The sequence below is a fragment of the Pseudomonas sp. 9_2_1 genome, from assembly GCF_059295275.1.
On the sequence record NZ_CM181239.1, the window covers coordinates 1594693 to 1606836 of the forward strand.

Annotated in this window: 10 protein-coding genes; all 10 read left to right on the top strand. The window is 61.8% G+C overall.

Annotated elements, in window-relative coordinates; translation table 11 throughout:
* Positions 1–7: 7 nt before the first annotated feature.
* Positions 8–1570 (top strand): flagellar hook-associated protein 3, encoded by a 1563-nt coding sequence (locus tag AC5O5I_RS07170; protein ID WP_172223925.1) that lies wholly within the window; start codon positions 8–10, stop codon positions 1568–1570.
* A gap of 278 nt (positions 1571–1848) precedes the next feature.
* Positions 1849–2778, top strand: coding sequence for a ketoacyl-ACP synthase III (locus AC5O5I_RS07175; RefSeq protein ID WP_172223920.1), 930 nt, complete (start codon positions 1849–1851; stop codon positions 2776–2778).
* A gap of 393 nt (positions 2779–3171) precedes the next feature.
* Entirely contained in the window at positions 3172–4614 is a 1443-nt protein-coding gene (locus AC5O5I_RS07180; RefSeq protein ID WP_494512264.1) for a flagellin N-terminal helical domain-containing protein, read from the top strand.
* A gap of 76 nt (positions 4615–4690) precedes the next feature.
* The gene (locus tag AC5O5I_RS07185) at positions 4691–5041 is read left to right on the top strand and encodes a flagellar protein FlaG (RefSeq protein WP_494512265.1); all 351 of its coding nucleotides are present in this window, start codon (positions 4691–4693) and stop codon (positions 5039–5041) included.
* Positions 5042–5124: 83 nt separating this feature from the next.
* Positions 5125–6513: a flagellar filament capping protein FliD gene (fliD, locus tag AC5O5I_RS07190; RefSeq protein WP_494512266.1), complete on the top strand. Its 1389-nt coding sequence runs from the start codon at positions 5125–5127 to the stop codon at positions 6511–6513.
* Positions 6514–6640: 127 nt separating this feature from the next.
* Positions 6641–7042, top strand: coding sequence for a flagellar export chaperone FliS (fliS, locus tag AC5O5I_RS07195; protein WP_494512267.1), 402 nt, complete (start codon positions 6641–6643; stop codon positions 7040–7042).
* A 16-nt stretch (positions 7043–7058) separates the two neighbouring features.
* Entirely contained in the window at positions 7059–7352 is a 294-nt protein-coding gene (locus AC5O5I_RS07200; protein ID WP_172223899.1) for a flagellar protein FliT, read from the top strand.
* A 168-nt stretch (positions 7353–7520) separates the two neighbouring features.
* Positions 7521–8996, top strand: coding sequence for a transcriptional regulator FleQ (gene fleQ, locus AC5O5I_RS07205; RefSeq protein WP_172223897.1), 1476 nt, complete (start codon positions 7521–7523; stop codon positions 8994–8996).
* Between the two features lie 472 nt (positions 8997–9468).
* Positions 9469–10686: a sensor histidine kinase gene (locus AC5O5I_RS07210; RefSeq protein ID WP_494512268.1), complete on the top strand. Its 1218-nt coding sequence runs from the start codon at positions 9469–9471 to the stop codon at positions 10684–10686.
* Positions 10686–12041: a sigma-54-dependent transcriptional regulator gene (locus AC5O5I_RS07215; protein WP_494512269.1), complete on the top strand. Its 1356-nt coding sequence runs from the start codon at positions 10686–10688 to the stop codon at positions 12039–12041. Before AC5O5I_RS07210 ends, AC5O5I_RS07215 begins: the two co-directional genes overlap by 1 nt.
* The last annotated feature ends 103 nt before the right edge of the window (positions 12042–12144 follow it).

Sequence of the window (12144 nt, forward strand, 5' to 3'; positions counted from 1 at the left end):
AGCTAACGTGCGTATTTCCACTGCTCAGTTCTATGAGGCCAGCGCCAGCAGCTACTCCAAGAACTTCTCCAGCATGAACAAGACCAACGACCAGGTCACCTCGGGCATTCGCATCCAGACGGCGGCTGATGACCCGGTCGGTGCCGCGCGCCTGCTGCTGCTGCAACAGCAGCAGTCGCTGCTGGACCAGTACAGCGGCAACATCAACACCGTCAGCAATGCCCTGCTGCAGGAAGAGAGCGTGCTCTCCACCATCAACGATGCCATGCAGCGTGCCAGCGAGCTGGCGATCCGCGCTGGTGGCGCCGGGGTGACCGACTCTGACCGTGTGGCGATCAGTACCGAGCTGAAAGAGATCGAAGCGAATATCTTCGGCCTGCTGAATTCGCGCGACGCCAACGGCGACTACATGTTCGGTGGCTCGAAGAGCGAGTCGCCGCCCTATGTGCGCAATTCCGATGGCACTTACAGCTACCACGGTGACCAGACCCAGCTGAGCCTGCAGGTGTCCGACACCCTGAACCTGGCCACCAACGACACCGGCTTCAGCGTCTTCGACTCGGCCAGCAACAAGAGCCGCACCCAGTCGACCCTGCTGGCGCCGGCCAGCGACGATGGCGTGGTCGGCGTGTCGCCAGGGCTGATGACCTCAAGCAGCAGCTACAACAACAGCTTCACCGCCGGCCAGCCGTACAAGCTGACGTTTACCAGCGCAACCCAGTACACCATCACCGACGCCAGCGGCAAGGACATCACCTCGGAAACCGCGACCAACGGGACCTTCGACAGCAAGACCGAAGGCGCCAACAAGATTGGCCTGCGTGGCGTGGAGTTCGAAATCACCGTAACGCTGGAGGAGGGCGCCGATGCCGACGCCGCCGTGGCGGGCCGTGAGTTTTCCCTTGAGGCGCGTGCCGACTCGTTCAACACCACCCGCAACGCCAGCAACACCTCTGGCGCTCAGGTCACCGGCAGCACCGTCACCGACGAAGCCGCCTACCGCAGCACCTTCCCCAGCAATGGTGCGGTGATCAAGTTCACCGGGCCGGGCGCCTACGAGTTCTACGCCCAGCCGCTGACTGCAGACAGCAAGCCGGTGGCCAAGGGTACCTTCACTGCGCCGTCGCTGACCGTGGCGGGTGTGACCTACCAGGTGTCCGGTTCGCCGGAGGCGGGGGACCAGTTTGCGGTCACTGCCAATACCCACCAGAACCAGAACGTGCTGGAAACCCTCAGCCAGCTGCGCGCAGCTTTGGACACGCCGGTGACCGGCACAGGCCAGGCCAATGCGTTGAAGGATTCGGTGGCCTCGGCAATCGCCAACCTGGCCAGCGCCCGTGAGCAGATCGACATCACTCGGGGTTCGATCGGCGCCCGTGGCAACTCGCTGGAGATCCAGCGCCAGGAGAACACCAGCCTGGGCCTGGCCAACAAGACCACCCAGAACGCCATCGGCAACACCGACATGTCGCAGGCCGCCATCACCCTGACTTTGCAGCAGGCCATGCTCGAGGCCTCGCAGCTGGCCTTCTCGCGCATCTCGCAGCTGAGCCTGTTCAACAAGCTCTGATCTGCCGTGCCGAACACCGGGGCTGCTTTGCAGCCCCGGTTTTTTCATGCCCGCAAAAACCTGGCCCCTGCACCCTCGGCACGGCTTTCGTAGCATTTCAATGTGACCAATGAGTCAAAACGTTCATCTTCCCTGTATTCTATGCAGCAGCTGTTGCAGCATTTTGTTACCGGTGCGCAGGCGAGCACTGCCTTCAGCCCCCAGCGGTGACGCTCCGGTATTTGGCGCCCTCAATTCATCGAGTGGTGGTCTTTGGCTGTTTTCATTGGGAAGCCAGAATGATTGGCATCAAAAGCATCGCGAGTTACGTGCCCACCGCTGGCCTGGACAACTACGTCCAGGGTGCGAAGTTCGGCAAGGACGAAGAGTTCATGTTCGGCAAGATCGGCGCGTCGTTCCTGCCGCGCAAGGCCGAAGAGCAGGAAACCTCCGACCTGTGCGTAGAAGCCGCCCAGGCACTGTTCGCCAGCAACCCTGACCTCGACCCGCAGTCGATCGATGCGTTGATCGTGGTCACCCAGAACGGCGACGAAGAAGGCCTGCCGCACACCGCCGCCATCGTCCAGAGCAAGCTTGGCCTGTCTACCCGCGTGGCGGCGTTCGACGTGTCGCTGGGCTGCTCCGGGTACGTTTATGGCCTGTACGCGATCAAAGGCTTCATGGAAGCTGCCGGGCTGAAGAACGGCCTGCTGATCACCGCCGACCCGTATTCGAAGATCGTCGACCCGGAAGACCGCAACACCACCATGCTGTTCGGTGACGCCGCTACCGCCACCTGGATGGGTGAAGGCGCGGTGTGGAACCTGGGCGAGGCGCGTTTCGGCACCGACGGTTCCGGTGCCGAGCACCTGAAGGTGACCGATGGCAAGTTCTTCATGAACGGCCGCCAAGTGTTCAACTTTGCCTTGGTCAAGGTGCCGGCGCACCTGCATGAGCTGCTGGATGCCAGCGGCCTGAAGTCGTCGGATATCGACGCCTTCTGCATTCACCAGGGCAGTGCGGCGATTGTCGATGCCGTGGCTCGACGCTTCGAAGAGCAGCACCCTGAGAAGTTTGTGAAAGACATGCTGGAAACCGGCAATACCGTGTCCTCCAGCGTGCCGCTGCTGCTGCAGAAGCACATGCTTGACGGCAGCTGGAAGCGCGTGGCCATCAGCGGCTTTGGCGTGGGCCTGTCGTGGGGCTCGGCCATCCTGTACCGCGACTGACCCCTCAGCCAGTCCAGAAAAGCGCCCGGCGGCCACCGCCCGGCGCTTTTTTCATGCCCGAAATAAAATTACGGCCCTGGCTCAGTCTCTGTGGGAGCGGGTTCACCCGCGAACACCGGCTAGGCCGGTGCCATCCACCGCATTGCCTTCTTCGCGGGTGAACCCGCTCCCACAGAGATGGCGGCCTTCAGTTTCGGCTTGAATGGTTTTTGACGCCAATAAACCGCCCTTAACCCCTTGATTTCTCAGGGCTGGCCTCACGCCAGCATTTTTTTTCGAAAAAACCCTCAAGCAACCCGCGCACCCGACGATAACTATTACGAAGGTTCTCTAGGCCAATCCGGCGGTTGCCCAGGCCGGAAGCCGCAGTACCCATCCAACGAGGATTTCGTCATGGCTTTAACTGTAAACACCAACATTGCGTCGATCACCACCCAGGGCAACCTGACCAAGGCCAGCAACGCTCAAACCACTTCGATGCAGCGTCTGTCCTCGGGTCTGCGTATCAACAGCGCCAAAGACGACGCTGCCGGCCTGCAAATCGCCAACCGTCTGACCAGCCAGATCAACGGCCTGGGTCAGGCAGTGAAGAACGCCAACGACGGTATCTCGATCGCCCAGACCGCCGAAGGCGCGATGCAGGCTTCGACCGACATCCTGCAGAAAATGCGTACCCTGGCCCTGTCCTCGGCTACTGGCTCCCTGAGCGCCGACGACCGTAAGTCGAACAACGACGAATACCAGGCTCTGACCGCGGAGCTGAACCGTATTTCCGACACCACCACCTTCGGTGGCCAGAAGCTGCTGGACGGTTCGTACGGCACCAAGGCTATCCAGGTCGGCGCCAACGCCAACGAAACCATCAATCTGACGCTGGATAACGTTTCGGCGAAGAGCATTGGTTCGCAGCAAGTGAAAAGCGTTGGCATCCTGCCGGATGCCGATGGTATTGCTGGTGGCGATGTCACCATTACTGGTAACGGCCAGAGCACTGACTTGACTCTCGATCCAGGCGCTTCCGCCAAGGAAATCGCCAAGGCCCTGAATGGTGCAGTGGGTGGCTTGACCGCAACTGCAAGCACTGAAGTCGAATTCAGCATCGACAAAACCGCTATCGCTGGTGCCTCCCCAGCATCCGCCAACTTCAAGCTGGAAGTGGGTGGCCAGACTGTCGACTTCGTTGGTGTCACTGACACTGCCGGCTTGGCTGACCAGCTGAAGTCCAACGCCGCTAAACTGGGTATCAGTGTCAACTACGATGAGACCAAGGGCACTCTGTCGGTCAAGTCCGATACCGGTGAAAACCTTGAGTTTACTGGCGCCGACGCTGGTGCTGTTGCAGGTATCCAGGTTGCTGCCAAAGATGGTTCCGGCAAGCTCGGCACTGCTGCCGCGCTGGATGCAGCCACGCTAATCGTCACTGGTGCAGTGAACCTGGATTCTGCCAAAGGCTACTCGCTGACCGGCCCTGGTGTTGAAGACCTGTTTGTCACCGGCGCACAAGCTATTACTTCGACCAAGACTTCTATCGCCGAAACCAATGTCACCGATGCAACTACTGCTCAGAATGCGCTGGCGGTAATTGACAAAGCCATTGGTTCGATCGACAGCGTCCGTTCGGGCCTGGGTGCTACCCAGAACCGTCTGCAAACCACCGTCGACAACCTGCAGAACATCCAGAAGAACTCCACCGCTGCCCGCTCCACCGTGCAGGATGTGGACTTCGCTTCGGAAACTGCCGAGCTGACCAAGCAGCAGACTCTGCAACAGGCTTCGACCGCGATCCTGTCGCAGGCTAACCAGCTGCCATCTTCGGTCCTGAAGCTGCTTCAGTAATTCAGGCGCCTGAGTAAAGGGTGAAAGGGCGCGTTTACGTGCCCTTTTGCCGTTTTTGACATGAGGAGTTCGAAACATGGACATGAGTGTCAAGCTGAGCCAGGTGTATCCGTCTGTGTTACCCCAGGCGCCAGTAGCTGATCGGGACCCTGCTGCACCTGCCAAAGTGCAGGAAGCCGCATCCCCCGAAAAACAGCCGCACTCGCGCGAAGATCTGGAAAAGGCGGTTGGCGAGATTCGTGATTTCGTCCAGTCGAGCCAGCGTCAGCTGGACTTTTCCATTGATGATACTTCCGGTCGGGTCGTGGTGAAGGTAATAGCCACCCAGTCTGGTGAGGTAATCCGGCAGCTTCCGTCGGAGCTCGCGCTGAAACTGGCGGAAAGCCTCAGTGAGGCCAGCAGCCTGCTGTTCGATGATCAGGCTTAGGCTGGCATGATTTTTGTTGCTGTCGACCCTTTGATGGATTTATCCGCCAAGGATCCGGCAGCTACTGAACAAGGAGAGCAATGATGGCAGGTACAACAGTCAGCGGTATTGGCTCGGGCATCGATACCCAGGCAATCGTGGATTCCCTGGTGGCCGCGCAGAAGGCGCCGAAGCAGGCGCAGATCAATACCCAAACGCTGAAGGCAACCACCACGTTGTCCTCTATCGGCAAGATTCAGTCGGCCCTGGATGCCTTCCGTGGTGCGTTGACCACCATGACCGACAGCAACAGCTTCGGTGGCTTGAGCCTGAAGTCTTCGGATGAGAAGGTTGCGACCGTCACCATGGGTACCGGGGCGGCCAACGGTTCGTTCAAGTTGATTGTCGACAAATTGGCGACCGCCTCCAAGGTTTCGACCAAGGTCTATGCCAACGGTGCGGGCTCGGTAGTCAATGCCGGTACCAAGCCCACCACCCTGACCATGACCCAGGGTGGTAAGGCCTTCGACCTGAGCGTTCCCGCTGGTGCCACATTGCAGCAGGTGCGCGACAGCATCAACAGCCAGTTCGGTGTGGCAGGCCTCAGTGCCAACGTGCTGACGGATGCCAATGGGTCGCGCCTGATTGTCACCTCGACCAAGATGGGCGAGGGCTCGGACATTACCCTTTCGGGCAATTCGGGCATCGACACCGGTTATACCGTTGTCGACGAGCCTACCGACGCTGAATATACGCTCGACGGCATCGCCATGAAGTCCAAGACCAACGACATCAATGATGCCGTCAGTGGGCTCAATATCAAGTTGGTGGGCACTTCGCCGACAAGCGCTACGAGTGGTGAAAAGACAGCCACCATTCTCTCGCTGACTACCAGCGCCACCACCTTGAAGTCGGGCCTCAAGGGTTTCATCGATACCTACAATGCCCTGCTCACGGTGATGAACGCAGAAACCAAGGTCACCAAAAATGCCGATGGCACCATGACGGCTGCGGCGCTGACCGGTGATGCCACGATGCGCACGCTGATGACTTCCATCCGTGAAGAACTCAATGCGGTGTCGGGCAACGGTACCTTGAAATCGCTCGCCGCCTTTGGCGTCACTTCTGCCCAGGATGGCGGTGCGCTGAGCCTGGACGACAAGAAGTGGGACAAGGCCGCTACCACCAACGCGGCGGACCTGACCAGTATCTTCAACGGCAAGGACGGCCTTTTGGCGCGTCTGCAAAAAGTCACTGAGCCATTTGCCAAGGCCGCTACCGGTACCCTTGCCGAGCGCTCCAAGGTCTTGAGCGAAAGCCTGACCAAGCTCAAGACCGAGCAGGACACCCTGGACGCCCGTATGGAAGCCCTGCAAAAAAGCCTGCAGGACAAGTACAACAACATGGACACCCTGGTCACCCAGCTGCGCCAGCAGCAAAGCTCGGTGCTGAGCACGCTCAACGCACTGAACAAGTCGAACAGCGACGATTAAGCCGTGAACATCATGTGAAGTCCGGGCATGATGCCCGGCTTCATGTCATCGGCCGGTAAAGTTTTTCGCCTGCTGCCCGATACAGGGAATATCACCCCAACAAGCCTGCCCGCCACGAGGTCGCAAGATGAATCCCATGAGAGCCCTTCGTCAGTACCAGAAGGTCAATTCCCATGCCCAGATTTCCGAAGCCACGCCGCACCGCCTGGTGCAGATGCTGATGGAAGGCGGCCTCGATCGTATGGCCCAGGCCAAGGGTGCCATGGCGCGCGGTGATATCGCGGAAAAGGGCCTGATGCTCGGCAAGGCGATCGACATCATCATCGGCCTGCGCGACGGCCTGCAGCCGGAAAAAAGCGCAAACCCCGAGTACGTCGAAAAGCTCGACGCGCTGTATGTGTACATGACCAACCGCCTGATGCAGGCCAACGTCGAAAACGATGCCAGCATGATCGACGAAGTTGCCCAGCTACTGATCACTGTGAAAACCGGTTGGGACGGCATCGCCGACGCCCAACCTGCCAGCTGACGGCAAGGAGAATACCGTGACCGCACTGCAACGCCTCGATGACACCTGTGATGCCCTGGTCGGCGCCTTGAGCGAGCGAGACTGGGATGCCATTGCCCAGCTGGATGTGGCTTGCCGCACCTGCATCGACGAGGTGCTGGAAACCCACGCGATGGACCAGGCGTTGCTGCGCGAGAAGCTGGAAGGGGTGCTGGAGGTCTACCGCAACCTGATCGACGTGACAACCGGTGAGCGCCAGGCAATTGCGCAAGAGATGATGCAGATCAATCAGGCGAAAAATGCTTCGAAGGTTTACCATCTCTTCAGTTAAGATGCGCACAACTTAACAAAAGGCGCCATAAATTTGACTGTATGGCCCTTTTTGACTTTACTAGTGGCTGTTCTCGAATTTCAGACGTCCGAACACTGACCATTCAGTCGGAATGATGTCGAGCATGCCCCTGCAGGGCGCCGATATGACTAGGGAAGTTGCTATTGCATGTGGCGTGAAACCAAGATTCTGCTGATCGACGACGACAGCGCCCGCCGCCGCGACCTGGCGGTGGTGCTGAATTTCCTCGGCGAAGAAAACCTCGCTTGCTCAAGCCAGGATTGGCTGCAAGCGGTCGAGCCGCTGTCCTCGAGTCGCGAGATTTTGTGCGTGCTCGTTGGCACCGTGAATGCTCCGGGCAATCTCCTGGGGCTCGTTAAGACAGTGGCCGGGTGGGATGAGTTCCTTCCGGTTCTGCTTTTGGGTGAAATTTCTTCGGCCGAGCTGCCGGAAGAGCTTCGCCGTCGGGTCCTGTCCAATCTGGAAATGCCGCCCAGCTACAGCCAACTGCTGGATTCGCTGCACCGTGCCCAGGTCTATCGCGAGATGTACGACCAGGCGCGTGAGCGCGGCCGCCAGCGCGAGCCCAACCTGTTCCGCAGCCTGGTCGGCACCAGCCGTGCCATCCAGCATGTGCGGCAGATGATGCAGCAAGTGGCCGATACCGATGCCAGCGTGCTGATCCTGGGCGAATCCGGCACCGGCAAGGAAGTGGTGGCGCGCAACCTGCACTACCATTCCAAGCGCCGCGAAGCGCCGTTTGTGCCGGTGAACTGTGGCGCGATCCCGGCCGAGCTGCTGGAAAGCGAACTGTTCGGCCACGAGAAGGGCGCCTTTACCGGGGCGATCACCAGCCGTGCCGGGCGTTTCGAACTGGCCAACGGCGGTACCCTGTTCCTTGACGAAATCGGCGACATGCCGCTGCCGATGCAGGTCAAGCTGCTGCGTGTGCTGCAGGAGCGCACGTTCGAGCGCGTGGGCAGCAACAAGACCCAGAGCATCGACGTACGCATCATTGCCGCGACCCACAAAAACCTCGAGAACATGATCGAGGACGGCACCTTCCGCGAAGACCTGTATTACCGCCTTAACGTATTCCCGATCGAGATGGCCCCGCTGCGCGAGCGGGTCGAAGACATCCCGTTGCTGATGAACGAGCTGATCTCGCGCATGGAGCACGAGAAGCGCGGCTCCATCCGCTTCAACTCGGCCTCGATCATGTCGCTGTGCCGTCATGGCTGGCCGGGCAACGTGCGTGAGCTGGCCAACCTGGTCGAGCGCATGGCGATCATGCACCCGTACGGGGTGATCGGCGTGTCCGAGCTGCCGAAGAAATTCCGTTACGTCGATGATGAAGACGAGCAGATGGTCGACAGCCTGCGCAGTGACCTGGAAGAGCGTGTGGCGATCAATGGCCATGCGCCAAGCTTCAGCAACCACGCCATGCTGCCGCCTGAAGGCCTGGACCTGAAGGATTACCTTGGCAGCCTGGAACAGGGGTTGATCCAGCAGGCGCTGGACGATGCCAACGGTATTGTTGCGCGCGCGGCTGAGCGTTTGCGCATTCGCCGTACCACCTTGGTCGAGAAAATGCGCAAGTACGGCATGAGCCGCCAGGGTGGCGAGGAGCAGGCCGAGGATTGAAGTCCGGCGCACGCCTGTGCGGGCCCTTTCGCGGGTGAACCCGCTCCCACAGGTACCGCGCAGGCCTGTAGGAGCGGGTTCTCCCGCGAAGAGACCAGCACAGGCACTGCACAAGTCTCGAACCCCGCGCTGATCCTGTGGGAGCGGGTTCACCCGCGAAGAGGCCGGCACAGGCACTGCACAAGGCTCGAATCCAGCGCCGATCCTGTGGGAGCGGGTTCACCCGCGAAGAGGCCGGCACAGGCACTGCACAAGGCTCGAATCCAGCGCCGATCCTGTGGGGGCGGGTTCACCCGCGAAGAGGCCGGCACAGGCACTGCACAAGGCTCGAACCCAGCGCCGATCCTGTGGGAGCGGGTTCTCCCGCGAAGAGGCCGGCACAGTCAACCCAAATCCCCATCCCCGGCACGGCTATTGCTACACCGCTGGCAACACACCGTTTTTATGACGGTCAGCCACGCGAGAGAGCACGATGCCCCAGGCCGCCCACCTATCCCGAGCCCCCGATCCGCAGGGGCAAACCCCGGTCGAGCCGGACAGCCGCCCGGGCATCGAGCATGCCTTCGCCCTGTTCAACCAGGTGTCCAGCCAGCTCAGCCAGTCCTACAGCCTGCTCGAAGCCCGGGTCAGTGAGCTCAAGGGGGAGCTGGCCGTGGTCAGCGCCCAGCGCATCGCCGAGCTCAACGAAAAGGAACGCCTGGCCAACCGCCTGCAAAATCTGCTGGACCTGCTGCCCGGTGGGGTGATCGTGATCGATGGCCAGGGCCTGGTGCGCGAAGCCAACCCGGCCGCCTGCGACTTGCTCGGCGAGCCGCTGATCGGCCAGCTGTGGCGCCAGGTGATCGCCCGCAGCTTCGCCCCGCGCAAGGACGACGGCCACGAAGTCTCGCTGCGCGACGGCCGCCGGCTGTCCATCGCCACCCGCTCGCTGGACGCCGAACCCGGCCAGCTGGTGCTGCTCAACGACCTGACTGAAACCCGGCGCCTGCAAGACCAGCTGGCCCGCCACGAGCGGCTGTCGTCACTGGGGCGCATGGTCGCCTCGCTGGCCCATCAGATCCGTACACCGCTGTCGGCAGCCATGCTGTACGCCAGTCACCTGGCCGATCCCGAGCAGGCCCTGAGCGCGCAAACCCGCCAACGCTTCGCCGGCACTCTGAAGGAGCGCCTGCACGAGCTGGAGCACCAGGTGCGTGACATGCTGGTGTTCGCCCGTGGCGAGCTGCCGCTGGGTGACCGAATTACCCCCAAAGGCCTGTTCCAGGCCTTGCAGCAAGCCGCCCAGGCGCATGTGCAAGGGCACGCCGTGCGCTGGCAGTGCGACAGCCACCTTGGCGAGTTGCTGTGCAACCGCGACACCTTGGTCGGTGCCTTGCTCAACCTGATCGAGAATGCCTTGCAAGCCAGCGATGGCCCGGCGCGGCTGAAGGTGCACCTGTTCCGCCGCGAGCACACCTTGCATTTGTGCATCAGCGACGCGGGCTGTGGCATCGACGCCGTTCTGCTCGGCCGCCTGGGTGAGCCGTTCCTCACCACCAAGGCCACCGGCACCGGTCTGGGCCTGGCGGTGGTCAAGGCAGTCGTGCGGGCGCACCAGGGCACGCTGTGCCTGCGCTCGAAAGTGGGCCGCGGCACCTGTGTACGGGTCGAGCTGCCGTTGATCGACGGGCAACCGTCGGAGGGCGTGTAATGCCAATCAAGGTGCTGCTGGTCGAGGACGACCGCGTATTGCGCCAGGCGCTGGGCGACACCCTGGAAATCGGCGGTTTCGCCTACCAGGCGGTGGGCAGTGCCGAAGAAGCGCTGGAGGCGGTGCTGGAAGAAGCCTTCAGCCTGGTGGTCAGTGATGTGAACATGCCCGGCATGGACGGGCACCAGCTGCTGGCCCAGCTGCGCCGCCAGCAACCACAGTTGCCGGTGCTGCTGATGACCGCGCACGCCGCGGTCGAGCGTGCCGTCGAGGCCATGCGCCAAGGCGCCGCCGACTACCTGGTCAAACCGTTCGAGCCCAGGGCGCTGCTCAGCCTGGTCGAGCGACATGCTGCCGGGCGGGTGGCGAACGACGAAGGCCCGGTGGCCTGCGAGCCGGCCAGTCGCCAGTTGCTGGAGCTGGCCGCCCGGGTGGCGCGCAGTGACTCCACCGTGCTGATTTCCGGTGAGTCCGGGACCGGCAAGGAAGTGCTGGCGCGCTACATTCACCAGCAGTCGCCACGGGCAGCGCAGCCCTTTGTGGCGATCAACTGCGCGGCCATCCCCGACAACATGCTCGAGGCCACGCTGTTCGGCCACGAGAAGGGCGCCTTCACTGGTGCCATTGCCGCGCAGGCGGGCAAGTTCGAGCAGGCCGAAGGCGGCACCTTGCTGCTCGACGAGATTTCGGAAATGCCCATGGCCTTGCAGGCCAAGCTGCTGCGCGTGTTGCAGGAGCGCGAGGTGGAGCGGGTAGGCGGGCGTAAGCCGATCAGCCTCGATATTCGGGTGCTGGCCACCACCAACCGTGACCTGTTCGGTGAAGTGACAGCCGGGCGTTTCCGTGAGGATCTTTACTATCGCCTGTCAGTGTTCCCCCTGGCCTGGCAGCCGCTGCGCGAGCGCCCAGGCGACATTCTGCAGCTCGCCGAACGCCTGCTGGCGCGGCATGCGGCCAAGATGAAGCATGCTCCCGTGCGCCTGTCGCCGCAGGCCCGCGCGTGCCTGCAGGCGTATGTGTGGCCGGGCAACGTGCGGGAGCTGGACAACGCCCTGCAGCGGGCGCTAATCCTGCAGCAGGGTGGGGTGATCGAGGCGGCGGATTTCTGTCTGGCAGGCGCCATTCCATTGTCGGCCGGCACCGAGCCATCCCTTGAGGTGGTTGCGCAAGCCAGCGGGCTGGGTGATGACATGCGTCGCCACGAGTACCAGATGATCATCGACACCCTGCGCGCCGAGCGCGGCCGCCGCAAAGAGGCGGCCGAACGCCTCGGCATCAGCCCGCGCACCCTGCGCTACAAGCTGGCTCAGATGCGTGATGCCGGGTTTGACGTCGAGGCCAGCCTGTTCGGCTGAAGATCGAAGGGGCTGCTGCGCAGCCCATCGCCGGCAAGCCAGCTCCCACAGAGACCGCATTGGCTTGAAGCCTGCACTTTACCTGTGGGAGCCCGGCTTGCCG

Bases quoted from the DNA above. Each gene is read 5' to 3' on its own strand.
- AC5O5I_RS07175 (WP_172223920.1), top strand. From the start codon at position 1,849: ATGATTGGCATCAAAAGCATCGCGAGTTACGTGCCCACCGCTGGCCTG.
- AC5O5I_RS07180 (WP_494512264.1), top strand. From the start codon at position 3,172: ATGGCTTTAACTGTAAACACCAACATTGCGTCGATCACCACCCAGGGC.
- AC5O5I_RS07185 (WP_494512265.1), top strand. From the start codon at position 4,691: ATGGACATGAGTGTCAAGCTGAGCCAGGTGTATCCGTCTGTGTTACCC.
- fliD (WP_494512266.1), top strand. From the start codon at position 5,125: ATGGCAGGTACAACAGTCAGCGGTATTGGCTCGGGCATCGATACCCAG.
- fliS (WP_494512267.1), top strand. From the start codon at position 6,641: ATGAATCCCATGAGAGCCCTTCGTCAGTACCAGAAGGTCAATTCCCAT.
- fleQ (WP_172223897.1), top strand. From the start codon at position 7,521: ATGTGGCGTGAAACCAAGATTCTGCTGATCGACGACGACAGCGCCCGC.
- AC5O5I_RS07210 (WP_494512268.1), top strand. From the start codon at position 9,469: ATGCCCCAGGCCGCCCACCTATCCCGAGCCCCCGATCCGCAGGGGCAA.
- AC5O5I_RS07215 (WP_494512269.1), top strand. From the start codon at position 10,686: ATGCCAATCAAGGTGCTGCTGGTCGAGGACGACCGCGTATTGCGCCAG.